14 protein-coding genes are annotated in these 22,670 nt (G+C 72.9%); 7 read left to right on the top strand and 7 right to left on the bottom strand.

Features of this window, described 5'->3' with window-relative positions:
• Window positions 1-65: 65 nt before the first annotated feature.
• Window positions 66-1,817 carry an Ig-like domain repeat protein gene (locus ACFIF2_RS20345; protein WP_395574593.1) on the bottom strand — a complete coding sequence of 584 codons (1,752 nt, stop codon included), beginning with the start codon at window positions 1,815-1,817 and terminating at the stop codon, window positions 66-68.
• A 249-nt stretch (window positions 1,818-2,066) separates the two neighbouring features.
• Between ACFIF2_RS20345 and ACFIF2_RS20350 the strand changes: the two genes are divergently transcribed.
• Genes ACFIF2_RS20350 through ACFIF2_RS20365 form a run of 4 tightly spaced genes read left to right on the top strand, consistent with a single transcriptional unit; the run spans window position 2,067 to window position 6,517 of the window.
• A complete protein-coding gene (locus ACFIF2_RS20350; RefSeq protein ID WP_395574594.1) occupies window positions 2,067-3,149 on the top strand; it encodes a substrate-binding domain-containing protein in 1,083 nt (360 codons plus the stop codon).
• Window positions 3,146-4,366, top strand: a complete 1,221-nt coding sequence (locus ACFIF2_RS20355) for a toxic anion resistance protein (protein ID WP_395574595.1) — start codon at window positions 3,146-3,148, stop codon at window positions 4,364-4,366. Before ACFIF2_RS20350 ends, ACFIF2_RS20355 begins: the two co-directional genes overlap by 4 nt.
• Complete coding sequence (locus ACFIF2_RS20360; protein ID WP_395574596.1) at window positions 4,363-5,919, top strand: substrate-binding domain-containing protein; 1,557 nt, start codon at window positions 4,363-4,365, stop codon at window positions 5,917-5,919. Before ACFIF2_RS20355 ends, ACFIF2_RS20360 begins: the two co-directional genes overlap by 4 nt.
• A complete protein-coding gene (locus ACFIF2_RS20365; protein ID WP_395574597.1) occupies window positions 5,906-6,517 on the top strand; it encodes a hypothetical protein in 612 nt (203 codons plus the stop codon). The genes ACFIF2_RS20360 and ACFIF2_RS20365 overlap by 14 nt, the downstream gene beginning before the upstream one ends.
• Before the next feature lie 232 nt (window positions 6,518-6,749).
• On the opposite strand, the gene ACFIF2_RS20370 is transcribed toward ACFIF2_RS20365, so the two are convergent.
• On the bottom strand, window positions 6,750-8,579 hold the full coding sequence (locus ACFIF2_RS20370) for a phosphoenolpyruvate carboxykinase (GTP) (RefSeq protein ID WP_395574598.1): 1,830 nt from the start codon (window positions 8,577-8,579) through the stop codon (window positions 6,750-6,752).
• Between the two features lie 297 nt (window positions 8,580-8,876).
• On the opposite strand from ACFIF2_RS20370, the gene ACFIF2_RS20375 reads away from it, so the two are divergent.
• Window positions 8,877-9,581, top strand: coding sequence for a hemolysin III family protein (locus ACFIF2_RS20375; RefSeq protein ID WP_395574599.1), 705 nt, complete (start codon window positions 8,877-8,879; stop codon window positions 9,579-9,581).
• Between the two features lie 60 nt (window positions 9,582-9,641).
• Window positions 9,642-10,373, top strand: coding sequence for a Mut7-C RNAse domain-containing protein (locus ACFIF2_RS20380; RefSeq protein WP_395574600.1), 732 nt, complete (start codon window positions 9,642-9,644; stop codon window positions 10,371-10,373).
• Window positions 10,374-10,395: 22 nt separating this feature from the next.
• On the opposite strand, the gene ACFIF2_RS20385 is transcribed toward ACFIF2_RS20380, so the two are convergent.
• The 5 genes from ACFIF2_RS20385 to ACFIF2_RS20405 all read right to left on the bottom strand — a co-directional run bounded on the left by ACFIF2_RS20385 (window position 10,396) and on the right by ACFIF2_RS20405 (window position 19,190).
• Window positions 10,396-12,810, bottom strand: a complete 2,415-nt coding sequence (locus ACFIF2_RS20385) for a galactose oxidase-like domain-containing protein (protein ID WP_395574601.1) — start codon at window positions 12,808-12,810, stop codon at window positions 10,396-10,398.
• A complete protein-coding gene (locus tag ACFIF2_RS20390; protein WP_395574602.1) occupies window positions 12,807-14,024 on the bottom strand; it encodes a glycosyltransferase in 1,218 nt (405 codons plus the stop codon). Before ACFIF2_RS20390 ends, ACFIF2_RS20385 begins: the two co-directional genes overlap by 4 nt.
• Window positions 14,021-15,670 carry an ArnT family glycosyltransferase gene (locus ACFIF2_RS20395; protein WP_395574603.1) on the bottom strand — a complete coding sequence of 550 codons (1,650 nt, stop codon included), beginning with the start codon at window positions 15,668-15,670 and terminating at the stop codon, window positions 14,021-14,023. The genes ACFIF2_RS20390 and ACFIF2_RS20395 overlap by 4 nt, the downstream gene beginning before the upstream one ends.
• Window positions 15,667-16,929, bottom strand: coding sequence for a glycosyltransferase (locus ACFIF2_RS20400; protein WP_395574604.1), 1,263 nt, complete (start codon window positions 16,927-16,929; stop codon window positions 15,667-15,669). The genes ACFIF2_RS20395 and ACFIF2_RS20400 overlap by 4 nt, the downstream gene beginning before the upstream one ends.
• Before the next feature lie 206 nt (window positions 16,930-17,135).
• Complete coding sequence (locus ACFIF2_RS20405) at window positions 17,136-19,190, bottom strand: thioredoxin domain-containing protein (protein WP_395574605.1); 2,055 nt, start codon at window positions 19,188-19,190, stop codon at window positions 17,136-17,138.
• A 163-nt stretch (window positions 19,191-19,353) separates the two neighbouring features.
• Between ACFIF2_RS20405 and ACFIF2_RS20410 the strand changes: the two genes are divergently transcribed.
• Complete coding sequence (locus ACFIF2_RS20410; RefSeq protein WP_395574606.1) at window positions 19,354-22,563, top strand: tetratricopeptide repeat protein; 3,210 nt, start codon at window positions 19,354-19,356, stop codon at window positions 22,561-22,563.
• Window positions 22,564-22,670: the final 107 nt, after the last annotated feature.

The following is a 22,670-nucleotide window of genomic DNA, read 5'->3' on the forward strand; positions in this document are numbered from 1 at the left end:
GCGCACGGGCGGGGCACCCAGGACCACGCGTCCCGAGTGCCCCGCCCGTGTCCGTGCGCTCGGCCTCAGCGCGTGACGCGGACCGTCGCCGACGCGGTGGCCCCCGTGTGCAGGTCGTCGCCGGGCCAGCTGACCGTGTAGGTCGTGTCCCGGCGGGTGCGCGGCAGGTCGTCGATCGTGAAGGTGCCGTCGGCGGCGACCGTCACCGAGGACAGCGTGCCGGTGCCGAGCCGGTCGGCGCGCTCCACCTTCAGCACGGCCCGCTCGGGCAGCGCCCTGCCCTGCGCGGCGAACGTGCCGGTGATGTGGACGCCGGCGCTCATCGGCGCCTCCGCCGGGGCGGTCAGCGCGATCGAACTGGCCGCCTTGCCGACGGACACCGTGTGGGTGACGTCGGTGGCCGGGCGGTGGGTGAGGTCACCGAGGAACGACACGGTGTACGTGGCGTCGCCGAGCAGGTCCGGCTCGTCGAGCACGGTGAAGGTGCCGTCCGCCTTGACGGTGGCGGTGCCCAGCTCGTGGGTGCCGCCCGCGTCGGTGCGGGTCGCGGTGACCCTCAGCGGCTCGGCGGGCGCCGGACCGTCCAGCTCCAGCCGGCCGCGCACCGCCAGCGCCTCGCCCGCGACCGCCTGGGCGGGGCTGTGGGTCAGGCCCCCGGTGAAGCGGGCGTCGTACTGGACGGCGGGCGGCTGGACGACGTGCAGCCAGTACTGGTTCCCGGCGGTGTTGGTGGTGACCGCGAACAGCCGGGAACCGTCGGCGGACCACTCCAGGCCGCGCGGCGCCACCCGGTCGCCGTCGAGGCTGCCCTCGAAGGCGAACTCCAGCGGAGCGGTCGCGTCGCCCGGGTCGGCGGGCGAGAGCAGCAGGTCGGGTGTCGCCCCGGAGGCCGAGGCGCCGCGCGCGAGGTACTTCCCGTCACCGCTGAAGGCGACGGCGGAGGCGGAGGCGCCGGCCGGGAGCGCCGGGTAGCCGGTCGGGGCGTCGGACAGGTCGGCGCCGTCCAGCAGCCGGGTACCGGCGGCCGCGTCGGCGACGGCGACCTTGGTGCCGTCCGGGGAGAACGCCATGTCCTTGAGGTTCAGGGCGCCCGTGCCGTCGGCACCGGCGAACCGGCGTCCGGCCGTGCGCACCAGGGTCGTCCCGCTCGCGTCGAACACCGAGACGAACGGGTCCGGGGCCTTGGAGTTCGCGGGCTGGCCCATCATCAGCCGGTCGCCGGGACCCGCCTCCAGCTGGAGCCTGCCGTTGTCCTGCCATCCGCTGCGCTGCCAGGTGTTGTCGGTCTGGCTGTAGTCCAGGTACGTCAGCGTCGTGTCGCACTCCGAGGCGTAACTGGCGTACGGCGCGGTGTGGTACGCCCTGCCGCCCGCGAAGGCCAGGCTGCGCCCGCAGACGTCCGTGCTCGCCACCCCGGCGGTGAGCGGCAGGTACGTGGTGGTGTCGTACCGCAGGATCCCGTCCCGGCCGCCGACGTACAGCACGCTGCCGTCGGCGTTCAGCGCGAGACCGGAGACGTGGCGCGTGGTGGTGAGGGTGGTGACCCGCTCACCGGAGAAGTCGTAGACGGCGATGAGCCCCTTGTTGTCGTAGTAGCCCAGGTTGCTGTCGGCGACGTACACGCGCTGGTGCGCGGAGTCGACCGCCAGTCCCGAGAACGAGGAGATCGGCAGCTTGGCCACGGCCTCGGAGGCCGCGGCGTGCGCGGCCGGCGCGGCGGCGACGGTCAGGCCGCCGGCGGCGAGCGCGGCGGCCAGCAGCGTGGCCGCGAGCCGTCCGGTACGTCTGGCGGTTCTGGTGCCTCGATCGGTGTGCAACTGTGCCCCCCACAGGCTGTGTCGGCGGCCCTGAACGGAACGGCGCTCCCCTCTCCCCACTGGACGGAGAACAGCCGTTCAGGCCGTGCGAGATCGGGAGCGTACCCCGCCGCACCCCGCGCCGTGGCGGAGTTCCGGCGGCGGGTCGGTGCGGAGTGGCTTGTTCCCGTTGCATACCGGTATGGCTCGGCCACCTCGCGTTCACCCGGGACGCCGGGGAACGTGGGGTTCCGGCGAGATGCTCCACGGGTGAGACGAATCGTGGGAATAGTCCTCGCGGTCCTGCTGATCGGCGGAGTGGTGGCAGCCGTCGTCGCGGGCCGGGAACCGGGGGACGCAGAGGGCACGGCAACGAAGACCGTGCGCGCGGTGATCGGGTCGGAGAAGGCAGCCTTCTTCGCCGACCCCGACGTGGTGAAGGCCCTCGCCGCCAAGGGCTGGACCGTACGGGCGGAGACCTCCGGCTCCTGGGCCATGGAGCAGCTCGACCTCAAGGGGTACGACCTCGCCTTCCCCTCCAGCCAGGCCCCGGCCGACGAGCTGGCCGAGAAGCACGGCGTCCGAAAGCCGCTGCCCCGGCCCTTCTACTCGCCGCTGGTCGTGGTCGCCCACCGCGGCGCCGCCCAGGTGCTCGCGGCGAACGGGCTGGCCACGCTGGACCGCAGCAGGGGCGGCACCCTGAAGATGCGCGCCTACCTCGACGCGGCCCGTGCCGACCGCACCTGGCAGCAGTTGAAGGGGGCCGGGAAGCACGGCGAGCTGACCGGGACGGTGTACGTCGCGACCACGGACCCGGAGACCTCCAACTCCGGCGCCCTGTACCTGGCCGCCGCCTCCTACGTGGCCAACGGCCACCGGGTGGTCGCGAGCGAGGCCGACGTGGACCGGACCGCGCCCCTGCTGCGCGGGCTGGTCCAGGTGCAGGGCGCCCAGAAGTCCAGCTCGGACCAGGCGTTCCGGGACTTCACCAGCGGTGTCGGCGATCCGCTGGTGCTGGTGTACGAGTCGCAGGTCGCCGCGCTGCTGCGGGAGGGCGGCGACACCGTCGGGGACCTGACCGTCCTGTACCCGGACACCACCGCCACCAGCGACCACACCGTCGTACCGCTCACCGAGGAGGGCCGGGCGCTCGGCGAACTCCTGGCCGCCGACCCGCGCCTGCGGGACCTGGCCGTGCGGCACGGCTTCCGGCCGCAGGGCGCGGGCGCCGAGTTCACCAGGGCGACCGAGGCCCACACCGCGTTCATCAACCAGCAGCTGACCGGCGTCCGGCAGGCGCCCGTGCCCACCTCCGAGGTGCTGCACGAGATGGCCCGCCGGGCGCGCGGATGACAGCGGACGACAGGGGGACCGTCCCAGTGACCGGCACCGGAGAAGACTTCACGCTCACCCTCACCCCGCCCGAGCCCGTGGCCCCCGTGCCCCGGGAGAAGGCCGGCGGACTCGTGCCCGTCGACGAGGGGGCCCGCGCGGACATGGCACGCAGGGCCGCCGCCCACGTCGAGGACCTCGCCGCGCTCGACGCCCGCTCGCCCGAGTTCGCCGGCAAGGTCGGCGAGATCACCGGGCTCGGCGCCGCCGAGATGCGCACCGCCGCCTCGCAGTCCAACCGCATGCTGGAGCGGACCGTGCGCAGCCTGCCCGACCGGGGCGGCGACGCCCAGGCGCGGGTCGCGGGCTCGCTGGTGGAGCTGCGGCGCGTGGTGGAGGACCTGGACCCGCGCGCCCTGCCCGCCGGCAAGGGCCGCAAGTTCCTGTCCCGGCTGCCCGGCGGCAACAGGCTGCGCGACCACGTCGCCAAGTACGCCTCCGCCCAGGGCACCCTCAACAGGATCGTGGGGTCGCTGCGCGGCGGCCAGGACGAACTGCGCCGCGACAACGCGGCGTTGCAGACCGAGCGGGTCCGCCTGTGGGAGACCATGGGCAAGCTCCAGGAGTACGTCGTACTCACCGAGGCCCTCGACACGGCCGTCGAGCGGCATGTCGCCGGCGTGGAGCCGGCCGATCCGCAGGCCGCCGACGCGCTGCGCGCCGACGTCCTCTTCCCGGTGCGGCAGAAGCACCAGGACCTGCTCACCCAGCTCGCGGTGTGCGCGCAGGGCTACCTCGCCATGGACGTCGTACGCCGCAACAACGAGGAGCTGATCAAGGGCGTCGACCGGGCGGCCACGACCACGGTGTCGGCGCTGCGGATCTCCGTGATGCTGGCCTCCGCGCTCGACCACCAGAAGAAGGTGGTCGAGCAGGTCAACGCGTTGCGGGGGACGACGGAGGAGCTGATCCGGGGCAACGCGGAGATGCTCGCCACGCAGAGCGGGGAGATCCAGCGCATCGCCGCCGACCCGGCCGTGGGGGCGGAAACCCTGCGCACCGCCTTCCAGCAGATCTACCGCACCCTCGACGCGATCGACACCTACAAGGTGCGGGCGACCGAGGCGATGGCGGCGACCGTGGAGTCGCTCACGGGAGAACTCCGGCACGCGAGCGCGTACCTGGAGCGCAGCCGCGCGCAGGGGCGGCTGGAGTCCCACGAAGGGGGCCGGGCATGAGACGCGCCCTGGCGGGGTGCCTCGCCGCGCTCGCCCTCCTCACCGCCTGCACGTCGCCGGACGACGACGGCACGGACGGCCCGCCGGCCCCCGGGGCGTCCGGCCCCGCCGAGCCCGGCACCCTGCGGGTGCTGGCCTCCAGCGAGCTGACGGACATGGCCCCGGTCCTGGAGCAGGTCCGCGAGGACACCGGCGTCACCGTCCGCCTCACCCCCATCGGCACCCTCGACGCCGTGGACCTGCTGGCGAGGGGCGGGACGGACGGTAGGTACGACGCCGTGTGGCTGTCGTCCAACGACGCGCTGCGGCTGCGTCCCGAGGCGGCGAAGCGGATCGTCTCCGAGACGCCGGTGATGACCAGCCCCGTCGCCATCGGCGTCAAGGACGCCACGGTGAGGGAGCTGGGCTGGCGGCCGGGACGGGTCACCTGGTCCGACGTGGAGCGGGCGGTCGCCGACGGGAAGCTCACCTACGGCATGACCGACCCGGCCCGCTCCCACTCCGGTTTCGCCACCCTCGTCTCGGTCGCCTCCGCGCTCTCCGGCGCCCAGTCCGCGCTCACGGACGCGGACGTGGCGAAGGCGACGCCGCGGCTGAAGGAGTTCTTCACCGGGCAGAAGCTCACCTCGGGCTCGTCGGGCTGGCTGGCGTCGGCGTACCGGCGGCGCGGGAACGTCGACGCGCTGCTCAACTACGAGTCGGTGCTCAAGGGCATCGAGGGCCTCACCGTCTTCCGCCCCACCGACGGCGTGCTCACCGCCGACTATCCGCTCTCCACGCTCACCTCGACGAACGCCGCCACCCGCGAGGACGTCCGCCGCGTCACCGAGGCGCTGCGCGGCCCGGCGACGCAGCGGGAGATCACGGCCCGGACGAACCGCCGCCCGGTCCTCGCCTCCGTGCCGCCCGCCGCCGGCCTGGACACGAGCCGGCGGCGCGAACTGCCCTCCCCCGGCAGCCGGTCCGTCGCCGACGGCCTGCTGGACGCCTACGAGAACGATCTGCGCCGCCCGTCCCGGACGGTGTACGTCCTGGACACCTCCGGCTCGATGGAGGGCGAGCGGCTGAGCCGCCTGAAGGCGGCGCTCACCGCGCTGACCGGCGACTTCCGCGACCGTGAGGAGGTGACGCTGATGCCCTTCGGGTCGGACGTGAAGCAGGTGTCCACCCACGTCGTGGACCCCGCCGACCCGCGCTCGGGACTGGACGGCATCCGCCGGGACACCGAGCGCCTGACCGCGCGGGGTGACACCGCGATCTTCACCTCGCTGCGCAAGGCGTACGACCGTCTCGGCGGCGGACGGGACGCGTTCACGTCGATCGTGCTGATGACGGACGGGGAGAACACCACCGGCGCCGACGCGGCCGACTTCGACCGGTTCTACGGCTCGCTGAGCGAGGAGCGGCGGGAGATCCCGGTCTTCCCCGTCCTGTTCGGCGACTCCGACCGCGCCGAGCTGGCGCACATCGCCGAACTGACCGGCGGCCGTCTCTTCGACGCCCGGAAGGGCTCGCTGGACGGCGCCTTCGAGGAGATCCGTGGCTACCAGTAAGGGCAACGGCGGCTGGGCGTACCTGGAGTCCCGCAAGAACCTCACCGGCAGTTCCTGCGGACTCGCGGGCGTGGTGCTGACGTTCACGGGGGTGTCGGGGCCGTACTGGCCGGTGGTCGTCGCCGGTCTGTACGGCGCCGGCGCGCTGATCGCCCCGCCGGAGCGGACCGCGCCGCCCGACTTCCCGGACCCGTCGGCGCAGCTGGACGAGGTACGCGGCGACTTCGGCCGGCTGCGCGCCTACCTGGCCGGTGTCGAGCTGCCGCCGGCCGCCGGGGAGCGGCTGGGTGAGCTGACCGGCCTGCTGGAGGCGCTGCTGGAACCGGGGTGGGTCGCCGAGGTGCTGGCGGCCGACCCGGACGGCGTGCACACGGTGTCACGGGCGGTGCGGCAGGACGTGCCGGAGGCGGTGGACGCCTATGTGCGGGCCCGGTGGTGGACGCGGATGACGCCGGGTCAACAACCGCCGGAACGGCACCTGGAGCGGCAGCTCGCGCTGCTCCACGAGGAGGCGGAGCGGCTGACGGCCGAACTGCGGGAGACCGAGGCCCGGCGGCAGGAGTCCCACACGCGGTACCTGGAGGACCGCTCGGGCTGAACGGAGGCGGGCGGCGGGCGACGGACGGCGGGCGGCGGGCCGGGGGAACGCTGAAGGGCCGGGTCCTCCGCACGCCGTTGTGCGGCGACCCGGCCCGAGCGGGACCTCCCCCGCTCCGGGTACTGCTGAGCTACTGGAGCGGAGGGAGACCCCCTCGTGACCGGCCTTCGTGACGACTTCGCGGGTCAGGGCTAGTCGGACCGGCCACGGAGCTTGGCGGTGTCGGTACTGCTCAGCCCAGGCGCTCCACCAGCGCCCGGTGCTGGTCCCACAGCTCGGCGGGCGTGTGGTCGCCGAAGGTGTTCAGGTGCTCGGGGACGAGCGCCGCCTCCTCGCGCCACACCTCCTTGTCGACGCTGAGCAGGAAGTCCAGGTCGGACTCCGGCAGGTCGAGGCCGTCGGTGTCCAGGGACTCCTTCGTCGGCAGCACGCCGATCGGGGTCTCGACGCCGTCCGCCTTGCCCTCCAGGCGCTCCACGATCCACTTCAGGACGCGGCCGTTCTCACCGAAGCCGGGCCAGACGAACCGGCCCTCGTCGTCCTTGCGGAACCAGTTGACGTAGTAGATCTTCGGCAGCTTGGACTGGTCCTTGTCCTTGGCCACGTCGATCCAGTGCCCCATGTAGTCGCCCATGTTGTAGCCGCAGAACGGCAGCATGGCGAAGGGGTCGCGGCGCAGCTCGCCGACCTTGCCCTCGGCGGCGGCGGTCTTCTCGGAGGCCACGTTGGCGCCGAGGAAGACGCCGTGGTTCCAGTCGAAGGACTCGGTGACCAGCGGTACGGCGGTGGCGCGGCGCCCGCCGAAGAGGATCGCCGAGATCGGCACGCCCTTGGGGTCCTCCCACTCCGGCGCGATGATCGGGCACTGCGCGGCGGGCGTGGTGAAGCGGGCGTTGGGGTGCGCGGCGGGCGTGCCGGACTCGGGCGTCCAGTCGTTGCCCTTCCAGTCCGTCAGGTGGGCGGGCGTCTCCTCGGTCATGCCCTCCCACCACACGTCGCCGTCGTCGGTGAGGGCGACGTTGGTGAAGACGGAGTTGCCCCACAGGGTCTTCATCGCGTTGGCGTTGGTGTGCTCACCGGTGCCGGGCGCGACGCCGAAGAAGCCGGCCTCGGGGTTGATGGCGTACAGGCGGCCGTCCTCGCCGAAGCGCATCCAGGCGATGTCGTCACCGATGGTCTCCACGGTCCAGCCGGAGATCGTGGGCTCCAGCATGGCGAGGTTGGTCTTGCCGCAGGCCGACGGGAAGGCGGCGGCGACGTACTTGGGCTCACCGGTGGGCGGGGTCAGCTTCAGCACCAGCATGTGCTCGGCGAGCCAGCCCTCGTCGCGGGCCATGACGGAGGCGATGCGCAGGGCGTAGCACTTCTTGCCGAGCAGGGCGTTGCCGCCGTAGCCGGAGCCGTAGGACCAGATCTCGCGGTCCTCGGGGAAGTGCGAGATGTACTTGGTGCTGTTGCAGGGCCACGGGACGTCCTGCTGGCCCTCCTCCAGGGGGGCGCCGAGGGTGTGCACGGCCTTGACGAAGAAGCCCTCGTCGCCCAGCTCGTCCAGGACCGGCTGTCCCATGCGGGTCATGGTGCGCATGGAGACGGCGACGTACGCGGAGTCGGTGATCTCGACGCCCAGCGCGGACAGCGGGGAGCCGAGGGGGCCCATGCAGAAGGGCACGACGTACATGGTCCGGCCGCGCATGGAGCCGCGGAACAGGCCGCCCTCGCCCTTCTCACCGGTGAAGATCTCCCGCATCTCGGCGGGGTCCTTCCAGTGGTTGGTGGGACCGGCGTCCTCCTCCTTCGCGGAGCAGATGAAGGTCCGGTCCTCGACGCGCGCGACGTCGGAGGGGTCGGAGGCCGCGTAGTAGGAGTTGGGGCGCTTGATCGGGTCGAGCTTGCGGAAGGTGCCCTTCTCGACCAGCTCCGCGCACAGGCGGTCGTACTCGGCCTCGGATCCGTCACACCAGACCACTTCGTCCGGCTGGGTCAGTTCGGCGATCTCGTTCACCCACGAGATCAGCTCCTGGTGGTCGGTGGGGACGGGGGGAGCAGCGATGTCGCGCGCCACGATTGCTCCTAAATGAGGGGTTTTTTGTTGGGAGGCCCCGTGGGGGCTGCGACCCGGATGCGTGATGGTGACCTCTTGGGCGCTCATCCGGTGTCGACCGCACTCATTTGATCATCCGACGTGAGCGCCCATCTGTCCAGAGGGCGTCACACCTGAGCGGCGTGAGGATCGCCACGTGTCCGGGGCGGGTGTTTTGGGTGGATGCGCGGCCGGGTACCCCGTGAGACGATGACCACTCAGGATCGACGAGCGCCCGTACTGATGCGTAACTTACGGTCCCGTAGGTACGATGCGCCCATGACTGCGTCCGTCCCCGACGCGCACGAGGACACACCGGCCGCCGGCCGCGGTCCCGTGCCGCTCTCCCTGCCGCATCCGGTCAAGCCCAAGCTGCGCGGTTGGCTGCACCTCGGGATGTTCCCGGCCGTGCTCATCGCGGGCCTGGTGCTCACCGCCCTCGCCGAGACGACCGAGGCACGCATCGCCTGCGGGATCTACGTCCTGACCGCCTGCCTGCTGTTCGGCGTCAGCGCGCTCTACCACCGGGGCGACTGGAGTCCGCGCATGGACGGCGTCCTGCGCCGTCTCGACCACGCCAACATCTTCCTGATCATCGCGGGCACCTACACCCCGCTCACGATGCTGCTGCTGCCCGACGCCAAGGGCCAGTGGCTGCTGTGGGGCATCTGGGCCGCCGCCGCGGCGGGCATCGTCTTCCGCGTCTTCTGGGTCGGCGCCCCGCGCTGGCTCTACACCCCCTGCTACCTCGCCATGGGCTGGGCGGCCGTCTTCTACCTCCCCGACTTCATGCGGTCCGGCGGCATCGCCGTCCTGGTCCTGGTCGTCCTGGGCGGCCTGCTCTACAGCGCGGGCGGCGTGATCTACGGCATCAAGCGCCCCAACCCCTCACCCCGCTGGTTCGGCTTCCACGAGGTCTTCCACTCCTTCACCCTGGCCGCCTTCATCGCGCACTACGTGGGGATCTCGCTGGTCGCCTACTAGGGCCTGCCGGCCCCCGGAAAAGACTGAGGCCGCTCCCCGCCCCCGTGGCATCCTGACCAGGTGAACGGTCCCGAGATCCACGTCGAGTTCGCCCCCGAACTGCACCTGTTCGTCCCCCGGGCCCGCCCCACCGGCGCCGCCCGCGCCGCCACCGACGGCGTCTCCACGCTCGGCCACGTCGTCGAGTCCCTCGGCGTCCCGCTCACCGAGGTCGGCACGCTCCTCGTGGACGGCCGCGAGGTGCCGCCCGGACACGTTCCCGCGGGCGGCGAGTCGGTGAGCGTACGGGCCGTGGAGCACCCCCAGAAGGTGCCGGGCGCTCCCCTGCGCTTCCTGCTCGACGTGCACCTGGGCACCCTCGCCCGCCGGCTGCGGCTGCTCGGCGTGGACACGGCGTACGAGTCGACGGACCTCGGCGACCCGGCGCTCGCCGCGCTGTCGGCGGCCGAGAAGCGGGTCCTGCTCAGCCGCGACCGCGGTCTGCTGCGCCGCCGCGAGCTGTGGGCCGGCGCCTACGTCTACGGCACCCGCCCCGACGACCAGCTCCGGGAGATCCTGGGCCGGTTCCGGCCCGGGTTGCGCCCGTGGACGCGATGCACGGCCTGCAACGGGCTGCTGGCGGAAGCCACCAAGGACGAGGTGGCGGACCAGCTCAAGGGCGGCACCCAGCGGTCCTACGACGTGTTCGCGCGGTGCCGGGACTGCGGGCGGGCGTACTGGAAGGGCGCGCACCACGAGCAGCTGGAAGCCATCGTGGAGCGCGCCCTCACCGAGTTCGGAGCCGGCCGCTAGGGCGTGTCGCAAAAGCGCCGCTCTAGCGCCTGCCGCGCACGTCGCCCTTGCCGCAGGCGACGCCGTCGCGGTCGCGGTCCAGCTTCAGCGGGTCGTCCTCGCCGTTGACCTTCAGACGGCCGTAGCCGTGCTCCTTCAGCCAGGTGCAGCGCTCCGCCGTCGTCGCCTTCACCTCGTCCGGGAAGGCGGTCGGCACGCAGACGTTGGCGGAGCCGTAGTGCCGGTCGCAGCCGGAGACGGTGGGGCTGACCGGCTGCGAGGTCCGCTTCCTGCCCGGCTCGGTCACCTTGCCCCGCGGGGCGTCGGCGAAGGAGTGGACGTGGGCGGCGGCGTCCTTGGTGCTGAGCGCCTGCGGGCCGTCGAGGTGCACCCACTTCGCCACCGAGGGCACGCCGTTCGCGTCGACCGCGAAGAGCATGTACCAGCCGGGCGGGGCCAGGTTGGGGTTGCTGGTGACGTTGAGGTCGACGTTGTTCCCGTCGACGGACAGCGGCAGGTCCACGAACCGCTGGTTCGGGTCCGAGGAGTGGGTGACGGCGGCCGGGCGGATCAGCTCGGCCTTGGCGATGGGCCGGTCGACGGTGATCCGCTGGGTGTCGCCGTAGGTCCACTCGGTGTCGATGACCGAGGTGATCGCCGGACGCTCGCCCTTGAGCAGGTAGGGCGGGGTGTAGACCGACACGTCGTGGTTCCAGGAGCCGTTGCCCGGGTTGTCGCCGGTCGTCATCACCCGGCCGTCGGGCAGCAGGAACGCCGAGGAGTGGTAGCCGCGGGCCTCGGGGTCGACGGCCACCGGGTCGAAGGTCTCGGTCGCCGGGTCGAAGATCGACGTCTCGAAGACCGGGTCGGCCCGGTTGTGCAGCGCGCCGCCCGTCTCCAGGACCTTGCCGTCGGGCAGCAGCACCGCGGAGGCGTACATCTTGCCCTGGTCGCCGGTCTGCGGGACCGGGCCGTCGCCCAGGTCGACGGTGCCCTGCGGGAGCGGGGGCCCGGCGACGTACGCGGGGTCGGGCTGCTTGAGGTCGATGATGTCGGTGAGGCGGTTGGCGTCCGGGTTGGAGTCGATGTTGCCGCCGCCGATGGTCAGCACCTTCTGGTCCTGCGCCGGGGGCAGCAGCACGCTCATCGACTGGTCCCGCTCGTCCTTCTTCCGCAGGCCCGGGACCTGGGTGATGGTGTTGGCGTCGTAGTCGTAGATCGCCGAACCGGTGCCGGGGATGTTGTTGCCGAAGACGTGGCTGCCCGAGTAGAAGAGGCGGCCGTCCTGCATCAGGATCATCGACGGGTACAGGCCCCAGTACGACCAGGTCTGGTTGACCTGCCAGGCCGGCAGCCACTTCTGCTGCTCGTCGGACCACAGGTCGGCCGTCACCGAGCCGGTGGAGTCCTCGCGCAGCCCGCCGAAGGAGATGACGTCGCCGTTGCCGAGGATGGTCGCCGACGGGTACCAGTGGCCGTCGTTCATGTCGTTGGTCTTGGTGTAGACCTCGGTCTCGGGGTCGAAGATGTACGAGTCCTTGTAGCCCTGGTAGCCGATCGTGCCGTCGGCGGACGGGTAGCCCTTGTTGCCGCTCATGACGAGGACCCGGCCGTCCTTGAGCTGCACGTGCCCGGCGCAGAACATGTCCTTCGGCGTCGGGATCGCCTTGTAGTCGCCGGTCTCGGGGTCGTAGAGCGCCGTTTCGAAGGTGCCCGCCTCGAACATCTCCGGGTCGTTGCCGGAGCCCGCGATCAGCAGCACCTTGCCGTTGTGCAGGACGACGGAGTGCATGGAGCGGACCGGGTTCCGGGTGGGCAGCACGTCCCAGCGGCCGTTGGCGCACTCCTCGGCGGTGCCCGTGCACTCGGGGTCCGGGACCGGGTCGGCGACCTGGTCCATCGTGTAGTCGTCGGTGGTCGCCGAGCCGGTGCCGTAGACGGACACGCCCCAGCTGATGCGGTCGGTGCCGGCCGGGACCTCGGGTGTGCGCACGCTCGCCCGCGTCCAGTCGGCCGCCAGGTCCAGCGTCTTGAGGTCGGTCCAGTACTGCCAGCCGGCGGTCGCGTCGTGCCGGAAGAGGGTGAGGGAGGCGTCCGGGGTGGTGGTCTTGTACCAGAGGGACAGGTCGTACTGCTTGCCCGCGGTCACCACCGGCGCGCACTCGGTGGACTCGGTGATCAGGGCCTTGCGGTCGCCTTCGGCGCGGCGGGTCAGCTCGACCTTCATCGCCTTGGTGCCGGAGTGGGCGTCGGCGACCGTCTCGAAGGTGAAGTCGTTGTCGCCCCAGCCGGACTTCGACCAGCAGTACGGCATGTCGCCGGTGCCGGCGGTCTCGAAGCCGGGGTTCTTGATCAGGTTGGCGGCGGAGGCGGGCTGCGGCGCGGTGAGCAGGAGGCCGCCGGTGAGGGCGGACACCGCCAGGAGGGCGGAGGTTCTCCTTCGGGATCTTCTTCTCATGCGTCACTCCTTGCGGTGCGGGCGGCCGTGCGGGTGGCCGTACGTGCGGCCTCGCGGGATCGGCGCGGGAGGTACACGAGCGCCTCCGTGCCCGCGAAGCGCAGGACGAAGGTGATGACCAGGGCCAGCGCGGTGGCCGGCAGCACGGACAGCCCGAACTGCCCGACCAGCAGCGCGATCAGCGGTATGCGCAGCACCAGGTCGGCGTTGGCTATCAGCGCGAACCGCGCGGTCCGGTCGGCCCAGTGCCGGTGCCGGCGCCGGTCGCGGAAGAGCAGCCGCTCCAGCAGCAGGAAGTTCCAGGCCACGCCGAACTGGTTGGCGGCGATCTCGGCGGGCAGGTAGTGCACGCCCGCCTCGGTGAGCGCCCACAGGGCGGCCAGGTTCGGCACGAAGCCGCTCAGCCCGATCAGCCCGAACACGACCATGCGGGCCAGCGGGGAGGCGGTGCGCAGTCCGGCCAGGTGGCGCAGGAAGCGCAGGCCCTCCTGGGCGGTGGACTTGGACTCCCCCGCGAACCGCTCCTCGAAGACGAACGGCACCTCGGTGACCGCCTGGGGGCGGCTGCGCACGGCCAGCTCAAGGAGGATCTTGTAGCCGAGCGGCTTGAGCACCTCGGCGGTGACCTCGCTGCGGCGGATGGCGAAGAAGCCGCTCATCGGGTCGCTGATGCCGTGCAGCCGGCGCGGGAAGAGCGCCTTGGTCAGCCAGGTCGCCGCCCGCGACACCGCGATCCGGTAGCTGCCCGCGAGGCCGGCGCGGCTGCCGCCCTTGATGTAGCGGGAGGCGACGACGAGCCCGGCGTTCGCCCGCTCGCCGGTGGCGACCAGTTCCGGCACCAGGGCGGGCGGGTGCTGGCAGTCGCCGTCCATGACGACGATCCAGTCCGACCCGGCCGCCTTCAGGCCCTCGACGACCGCGCCGCCGAGCCCGCCGGCCGGCTCCTCGCGGTGCAGGACGGTGACCGGGAAGGGGCAGTCGAGCGCCGCCGCGCGGATCACGTCCGGGGTGTCGTCGGTGGAGTCGTCCACGAAGACGACCTCGCACGGGAGCCGGGCGGGCACCGACTCGGTGATCAGGTGCAGCAGCCGCCGTACGTTCCCCGACTCGTTGAAGGTGGGCACGACGATGGTGACGGCGCCCGGCTCGGGCACCTCCGCGGCACGTACGGACGGATGCCCCAGCTCGCCGGGGACGGTGGACTCGTGGCTCATCGGGCGCCTCCGGAGGGCTGGACGCGTCGGATCTCGATGCGGTCCGCGCCGGTCCCGAAGACGGCGACCGGGGCCGAGTGGTTCATGGCGGCCTTGACGTTGGGCAGGTCGACCGCGTCGCGCCGCACCGTCGGGGAGGCGACCACGTAGTCGATGTCCCGCCAGCCGTCCGGCATCGTCTTCGTCACGGCCGGGTCGAGGTCGGCCTTGTAGAACCAGATGACGCCGAGCCCCGGTTCGTACCCGGCGTGCACGAGGTCCAGCCAGAGCGCGTCGTCGACCAGGACGCGGGTGTCCTCCGGGTCCGGCACCTCGGTCGCCAGCCAGTCGGCGGCGGCCTCGTAGGGCGCGTTGGCGTCGGCGGTGACGGCGGTGCGGTCACCGTCGTACCAGCGCGGTACGACGTAGGCGCCGGCGGCGAGCACCAGGATGCCGGCGAGCGCGTACCGGCCGACGGTGACGCCCCGTTTCTCGGCCTCGGCGCGCCATCTGCGCAGCACGGCGTGGGCGACGCTCGCGGCGCCGCCGGCCAGCACCAGGGCGAGGAAGGGCAGGGCCTGGATGACGTACATCGCGGGCAGGTAGCCGCTGGGGCGCAGGGCGAGGCCGGCGAGGATCGCGACCGCCAGGGCCGGCCCGGCCAGGGACCGGGCGGTGACCGACCAGCGCCAGGTGGCCAGCAGGAGCACCGCGCCGGCGAGGCCGCCCAGCGGCAGGACGCGGTCGTAGTACAGCCAGGACTGCAGGACGCCCCACGAGCCGGTGCCCTCGTCGAGGATGAAGCCGGAGCCGGGGCGGGTCAGCTGGTACTGGATTCCCTCCCACAGCGAGACGTGCCCGCCGCCCGGCAGCAACTCGCCCTTCAGCAGGGCGAACAGGGGGTAGGAGAACCCGATGAGCGCGCAGGCCGTGACGGCGCCGGTGAGCGCGAACTTGCGGGTGTCCCGGTGGCTGTGCCGCCACATGGTGAGCAGCACGGCGGGCAGGACGACGAGCATCGTCTCCTTGGTGAGCACCGCCGTGGCGGCGGCGACGCCCGCGCCGAAGTGGTGCCACAGGTGCCGGCTCGGCGAGGCGGCCAGCGCGAACGCCAGCAGCGTCCACATCACCGCGAGGTTGTCGAGGAAGATCTCCCGCTGGAGGACCACCGACAGCGGCGAGAAGCCGAAGAGGGCCATGCCGAGCCCGGCCGCCCAACGGGGCAGCGAGAGCCGGCGGCCGATGACGTAGACCAGGACGGCGGAGACGGCGCTGACGATCAGCATCACGCCGCGCATGGTGCCGACGGTCATCCAGTCGGGGCTGATCAGCGCGGGTATCCAGGTCAGGACGGCGATCTGGATCCAGCCGAGCGGCGGGTGGTCGTACCAGTAGGTGTAGTGGGCCAGCCCCTCGCCCTGCTGGACGGCCCAGGCCTGGGCGAGGTAGGTGCCCTCGTCGTCGCTGAGGGTCGGGTAGTCGGAGATGTTCCAGCCCTGCACGAGCATGATCGCCACGAGCAGCCCGCCGCACAGCAGCAGGTCGGCGCGGAACGAGCGCAGCCGGCCCGGCGGCGCGTCGGGCGCGGGGGCCGGGTGGGTGTCGTGGGCAGGCCTGCGTTGCGCGGGGACCTTGGTGCCGGTCGCCGCGGGGAGGGTGGAGGTCACGCGGGAACGTCCTCTCGGTCCACGGGCGCGAGGTGCGCGCCGACATGGCTGGTCAGCTCCCAGTCGGTGCGGCCGCGCTGCTCGCGCCACACGGCGCGGACGGCGGCACCGGCGAGGAGTACCTGGTAGAAGGGGCCGCCGACGATCAGCTTCAGGTAGTGCGTGAAGCGCACCCGCAGCCCGTACTGCTTGCCGAAGTCGTGCAGTCCGACGACCTCGAAGACGAAGGTGACCAGGGCGGTGACGGCCGGCAGGAAGGTGATGAAGGCGATGCCGACGGGTACGTCCAGGAAGAGCGCGATGGCCGCGTTGAGCGGGATGATGACGCCGGTGAAGGCCTGGAGGAACGGCGTCATCAGGGTGTAGCGGGCCAGCAACCGCTGGGTGAAGGTGGGCAGTTGCCGCCAGTCCTTCTTCCGGTACACCTGGAGGAAGCCCTGGTTCCAGCGGGTGCGCTGCTTGAGCAGGGACACCAGCGAGCCCGGGGTCTCCTCCCGGGTCACCATGTCGGAGTCGTAGGCGACGACGACCTTCTTGCCGGAGCTGGAGAGCCGTACGCCGAGATCGCAGTCCTCGGCCAGGCAGTCCGGGTCCCAGCCGTCGGCCGCCCGCAGCACGTCGGTGCGGACGAAGACGGTGTTGCCGCCGAGCGGGATGAACCCCTTCTGCGCGTGCAGGTGCAGCCGGGAGCGGAACCAGAAGAAGTACTCCAGGCAGTTGCGCAGGCTGTACCAGCTGGAGTGGAAGTTGATCAGCTGGACCCCGCCCTGCACGACGTCGGCGCCGGTGGTGCGGAAGGCGTGGTCGACGTGGGCGAGCAGTTCGGGGTGGACCTGGTCCTCGGCGTCGAAGACCCCGACGACGTCGCCGCGGCAGTGCGGCAGCGCCGTGTTCATGGCCTTCGGCTTGTTCTTCCGCTCGTGGACGTCGACGACGACCCGCACGCGCGGATCGCGGCCGGCGGCCCGCTCGGCGACGGCGGTGGTCTCCGGGTCGTCGTGTCCGACGATCACGATGATCTCGAAGTCGGTGTGGGACGAGGTCAGCAGCCGCTGGATGGTGTGGTCGAGCACGGCCTGCTCGTGCCGCGCGGGCACGAGCAGCGAGAACGACACGTGCTCGTCGCCGTCGGGCCGGCTGAACCGGGTGGAGGCGAGAACCTCCGGCGTACGCCAGGCGTGCATCTGCCACCACAGCGTGAACGCCGCCATCCAGAAGAGCGCCAGGGAAACGGCAGCGATGAAGACGGACGTCAGCAAAAAGATCCCCCCAGATCTTGAAATCCCCCTGCCGCGGCGGCCGCCCGAACCCGGGCGGCCCCTCCGCCGCGACACCGTGAAGAGATTAGGGGGTTTTCGTGAAACCCATCAGCCCTTTCAATGAAGAGCTTGTTTCCTCACAACGGGGGCCAGGTCTGAACATTTCGCCCCGCGGTTCCGTCCAGACCCTTGCTGTTTGTGTCGTTTTAGCTGTTCAGCGCGGCACGCAGACGTTCCGGATCGGTCGTCGGCGCGTCACAGGTGAAGTTCCGGCAGACGTACGCGGCCGGCGCCCCGCCCACCAGCGGCCGGTCGGCGAGCAGGGGGAACTCGTCGCTCCCCTCGGCGCCGAAGGCGACGACGGCACCGGGCGCGGTGCCCAGCAGAGCCGTGCGGTGCAGGCTCCTCGCCGCGTCGTCCCCCGCCCCGGACCCCGGCCCGGCCGCCGCCCCGGCCCGCACGACGGCGACCTCGCGGGGACCGTCGAGCAGCGCCTCCGCCGCGGCCAGCCCCCACCCGATGAAGCGCGGGACCCGCGGACCGAGCGCCTTCACCACGCCGAGGGCGTGCTCGGCGGCGGTGCGGTGCGGCTCGGAGCCGGTGTGGGCGGCGTAGGAGAGCAGGGCACCGGCGGCGGCGGTCCAGCCGGACGGGGTGGCGTTGTCGGTGGGGTCCTGCGGGCGGCGGATGAGCCGCTCGGCGTCGGACGCGGTGTCGTAGAGCGAGCCGTTCTCGTCGACGAAGCGGGTGAGGACGTGGTCGAGCAGCAGCCCGGCGAAGTCCAGCCAGACGCCCTCCCCGGTGACCGACGCGAGCGCGAGGAAGCCCTCCGCCACGTCCGCGTAGTCCTCCAGCACCCCGGCGTGGGCGCCCGCCCGGCCGTCCTTGCTGGTCCGGGAGAGCCGCGCCTGTTCGTCGAGGTGCAGGCGCACGAGCAGATCGGCGGCGCCGACGGCGGCGTCCACCAGGTCGGGGCGGTCGAAGTAGGCGCCCGTCTCGGCGAGCGCGGCGATCGCGAGGCCGTTCCAGGCGGCGACCACCTTGTCGTCCCGGCCCGGGGCGGGCCGCTCCTGACGCGCGGCCAGCAGCCGCTCCCGGACCGAGGCGATCCGCCCGGCGTCGAAGACGCCCTCCTGCTGCGGCAGTTGCAGCACGGAGGCACCGTGCTCGAACGTGCCCTCCACCGTCACGCCGAAGTACTGGGCGGCGAGCGCCGCGTCGTCCTCCCCGAGCACCTCGGCGAGCCGCGCGGGCGTCCACACGTAGTACGCGCCCTCGACGTGCCGGCCCGTGCCGTCGTCGCTGTCCGCGTCCAGCGCGGAGGCGAAACCCCCCTCGGCGGTGCGCAGTTCACGCACCATGAAGTCGGCGGTCTCCAGCGCGACCCGGCGCGCGAGGTCGGAGCCGGTGGAGCGCCACAGGTGGGCGTAGACCCGGCACAGCAGGGCGTTGTCGTAGAGCATCTTCTCGAAGTGGGGCACGACCCAGTCGCGGTCGACGGAGTACCGCGCGAAGCCGCCGCCCAACTGGTCGTAGATGCCGCCGCGCGCCATCCGCTCGCAGGTGTCCCGCGCCATCTCGAGCGCGCCCTGCGCTCCGGTGCGCGCGTGGTGGCGCAGCAGGAACTCCACCACCATGGACGGCGGGAACTTCGGCGCCCCGCCGAACCCGCCGCGCCGCGCGTCGTACTCCCGGGTCAGCCCGAGCAGCGCCTGCCCCAGCTCCGCCTCGCCGGGCGCCTCCTTGTCGCCGTAGGAGATCTCCCGCCCGGCCAGTTCCCGCACGATGTTCGCCGAGACCTCGGTGACCTCGTCCCGCCGCTCGGCCCAGGCCTGGTGGACGCCCTGGAGCACCTGGCGGAACGACGGCATGCCGTGCCGGGGCTCGGGCGGGTAGTAGGTGCCGAAGTAGAAGGGCTCGGCGTCCGGGGTGAGGAAGACGGTCATGGGCCAGCCGCCCTGCCCGGTGGCGGCCTGCACGGCCTCCATGTAGACGGCGTCGACGTCGGGGCGCTCCTCGCGGTCGACCTTGACGGACACGAAGTGCTCGTTCAGGTAGGCGGCGGTGGCCTCGTCCTCGAAGGACTCGTGGGCCATGACGTGACACCAGTGACAGGCGCTGTAGCCGACGCTCAGGAGGACGGGGACGTCGCGCCGCCGCGCCTCCTCGAACGCCTGGGGCTCCCACGGCCACCAGTCGACGGGGTTGTCCGCGTGCTGGAGGAGGTACGGGGACGTGGCCTGCGCGAGTCGATTGGACATACCCCCATCCTGGCGCACGCACCCCGGGCCGCGCCCGTGCGCCACGGGCCCCGGGGGGTCCCCGCGCAAACAGTGATCGTGGCCCCCTCGCGCTGACACCGTGTCGCAAGGACACTTGGAGGTCCAGGAGTTGCCAGGGAGTTGCCGCCGGAGGGGGCGCTAGATGCGGGACAGTCATCGGGCGGAGGCCGAGCGGCTGCTGCGGCGGGCCGTGGAGGAGGAGGTACGGCGCACGGGCGGGCGCACGGACGGCAACGTCCTGCTGTCCCGGGCGCGCGGGGCCCTCGACGCGATGGCGGGGACGGCCGCCGAGGAGTACGAGACCTACACCCGCGCCCTCGACGAGGCGGCGGCCGGCCAGCTCACCTTCCGGCAGCGCTACGCCCGGGAGGGCGCCGGCACCCCCCTGCTGGTGGCCGCCGTGGCGGCCGTCGCCGCGGTGGTCGCCGACATGGCGCTCGGCACCGGCACCGGCACCGCCGTGGGCGCGGGAGTGACCGTCGGGCTCGTCGGCGCCGCGGCGACCGTCGTGAAGGTCGTCGGCTCCCACGTACCGGCCGCCCACCACCGCGCCGGAGCGGCCGGCCAGCCCGGCGGGCCCGAGCAGTTGAGGCTGCAGTGGCTGACGGCGCTGGAGGTGCGGGGCATCCGCCCGTTCCTGGACCAGCAGCGGATGCTCGCCGCGTCCACCGGGCCGAAGAAGACCGGGCCGAAGCTGCGGGGCGCCGACAAGAGCGCCGCGGCCCGCGGACGCAACGCGCTGGAGCAGTCGTACGCGCAGCTCCCCGAGCCCGAGGGCACCTTCGCGGGCCGGCGCCACGAGATGGCGCGGCTGCGCCAGTGGGTGCAGGCGGCCCGGGCGAGCACGGAGACGCAGCCGACGGTGGTCGTGCTGCACGGCGCCCCGGGCAGCGGCCGTACGACGCTCGCGGTGCGGGCCACCCACGAACTGCGGGACTACTTCCGCGGGGCGTGCCTGGTCGACCTGCGCGGGGATGGTCCGGCGTCCGGCGGTGAGGCGCCGCTGAGCACCCGCGACGCCCTGCTGCACCTGCTGAACCGGCTCGGGGCGCCCCGCGAGCAGTTGCTGTTCCGCGAGCGGTCCTCGGCGGACCAGCAGGTCAAGCGGCTCAGCGAGTTGTACCACCAGCATCTGACGGGCGTCCCGGTCACCGTCGTCCTGGACGACGCCGCGGACGCCGAGCAGGTCCGCACGCTGGTGCCGGAGCGGTCGGACAGCCTGGTGCTGGTCACCGCGCGCCACGCGCTGGAGCTGCCCGCCGACCTGCCCGCCCGGGTGCACCACCTGCCGGTCGAGGCGCTGGACGCGGCGGGCGCGGAGGAGCTGCTGGGCGCCGCCGCCGAGGACGCCTCGGGGCCGTACGACGCCGAGTCCACCGACCGGATCCGGCAGTTGTGCGGCGGTCTGCCGCTGGCCCTGCGGGTCGCGGGGTCCTCACTGGGCCCGCGCTCGCCGCGCGCCCTGGCGACCGACCTGGGCGCCTACGGGCCCGTCGAGCCGGTCGAGCGGGCGCTGTGGCTGCGCTACACCGACCTGCCGGAGCCGGCCCGGCGGCTGCTGCGCCGGCTGGCGCTGGCGGGCCGCACCTCGCTGGGCGCGGCCGCCGCCGCCGCGCTGCTGGCCACGGACGAGACGGAGGCGACCCGGCAGCTGACGGCGCTGTCGCGGGCGGGCCTGCTCGACCACGTCCGGGGCAGCCGCTACCGGCTGCACGACGTCGTACGCGTCTTCGCCCGCGCCCGGCTCGCCGACGAGGAGGAGCCCGGCGAGCGGACGGCCGCGCAGGAACGCCTCATCGCCAACCACGCCGAGCTGGCCGACTCCGTGCTGCGCCTGGTCGACGGCAACGTGTCGACCCGCTCCGACCAGTTCGGGAGCCACGGCTTCACGTCCCTGGACGAGGCGCTGCGCTGGCTGGACGACGAGTCGAGCTTCATCACGGCGACGCTCAGGCACGCGGAGGGCGTCGACCAGGGCGCGGTGCTGAACCTGCTGGGCGCGCTGTGCGACTACTGCCTGCTGCGCGGCGACCTGTACCGGCTGGGTGAGATCAGCGAACTGGCGCAGTCCGTGGACCAAGGGCTGCTGGTGCGCTCGGTGCAGTGGCGCACCGGTATCGCGGCCCGGCAGCTGGGCGAGCTGGACAAGGCGCGCACCACGCTCACCTCCGTGGTCGACCTGTACATGGAGGCCCACCACGACGCGGGGGCGGCGCGTGCCCTGTGCTCGCTGGGCATCACGCTCCATCACCAGGGCAACCTGACCGAGGCGGCGGCGAAACTGCGGGAGGCGCTGGACCTCCAGGCCGCGCCCGAGCTGGACACGGACCGGGCGTGGACGCTGCACGCGCTGGCGGCGGTGCAGCGGGACCGGGCGCGGCTCGCGGAGGCCATGGACCTGCTCACCGAGTCACTGGTGCTGCACCGGGCGGGCGAGTCGGTGCACGGCCAGGCGTGGGCCCACTTCCAGCTCGGCCAGCTGCGCCTGCGCATGGGCGACGTGCCGCGGGCCGAGGCGGAGCTGCGCGCGGCCCTGGAGCTGTACGGCCGCACCCAGGACGCCCGCGGCGAGGCGTGGGCGCTGACCCAGCTGGCCCGGGCGCGCCTGGTGGACGGCGACGCCTCCGAGGCACTGGAGGAGCTGCGGCGGGCGGCGGCCCGGCACCGGGAGAACGAGGACGCGCGCGGCGAGGCGTGGACGGTCTACTACGTCGGCCAGGCGCTGGAGGAGACGGGCGCCCTGGACCAGGCGGTGCGCGAGCTGGAGCGCTCCCGCACGATGTTCTCCCGGATGCGGGACGTGTACGGCCTGGCCTGCGCCCGGCACCACTCGGCGCGGGTCACCCGCGACCAGCGCGCCGCCCACACCGGCTCGCTGCGCAACTCGGGCTTCGCCCGCCAGCTCCTCGTCGACGCCCGCGCCGACTTCCAGCGCATCGGCGTCGGCCACGGGGAGGCGTGGACCTGCCTGGAACTGGCGGTGGTGGACGCGGGCAACGCCCGTACGCCGCAGGCCCTGGCCCTGTGCGACGAGGCGCTGGCGCTGTTCTCGGCGTACGGCGACCGCCGGGGCGAGGACTGGGCCCGCTTCCTGCGCTGCACACTGCTGCCGTACGCCGCCCCGGGCGGGGTGGAGGTCGGTACGGCGGTGGCGCAGGAGGAGCTGGCCCAGCTCGCCCGGACCCGCCATCCGGCACGGGACACCAAGCTGGACGACTACGTCGACGCCTACCAGCTGCTCCTGGAGCGAGGCGTCCAGCTGGAGGCCGGCTGGCAGGCCTGGCGCCTGGGCATGGTCCCCGATCGCCAGGCCCGCGAGGTCATGGGCGTGGCGGTGACGGCCCAGCAGTGACCAGCCACGGCCGTCCCGGCCGCGGGCGGTCGTGCGGCTGGGGCGGCACGGGTGGCTGGGGCGGCACGGGTGGGCGCGGCGTGGCCCCCGCCCGCGCGCGCCCCGGC

The organism is Streptomyces sp. BK79 (genome assembly GCF_044142145.1).
Classification (GTDB): Bacteria; Actinomycetota; Actinomycetes; order Streptomycetales; family Streptomycetaceae; genus Streptomyces.

Coding starts and splice junctions, on each gene's coding strand:
- ACFIF2_RS20355 (WP_395574595.1), top strand. CDS start 3,146: ATGACAGCGGACGACAGGGGGACCGTCCCAGTGACCGGCACCGGAGAA.
- ACFIF2_RS20360 (WP_395574596.1), top strand. CDS start 4,363: ATGAGACGCGCCCTGGCGGGGTGCCTCGCCGCGCTCGCCCTCCTCACC.
- ACFIF2_RS20375 (WP_395574599.1), top strand. CDS start 8,877: ATGACTGCGTCCGTCCCCGACGCGCACGAGGACACACCGGCCGCCGGC.
- ACFIF2_RS20385 (WP_395574601.1), bottom strand. CDS start 12,810: ATGAGAAGAAGATCCCGAAGGAGAACCTCCGCCCTCCTGGCGGTGTCC.
- ACFIF2_RS20390 (WP_395574602.1), bottom strand. CDS start 14,024: ATGAGCCACGAGTCCACCGTCCCCGGCGAGCTGGGGCATCCGTCCGTA.
- ACFIF2_RS20405 (WP_395574605.1), bottom strand. CDS start 19,190: ATGTCCAATCGACTCGCGCAGGCCACGTCCCCGTACCTCCTCCAGCAC.
- ACFIF2_RS20410 (WP_395574606.1), top strand. CDS start 19,354: ATGCGGGACAGTCATCGGGCGGAGGCCGAGCGGCTGCTGCGGCGGGCC.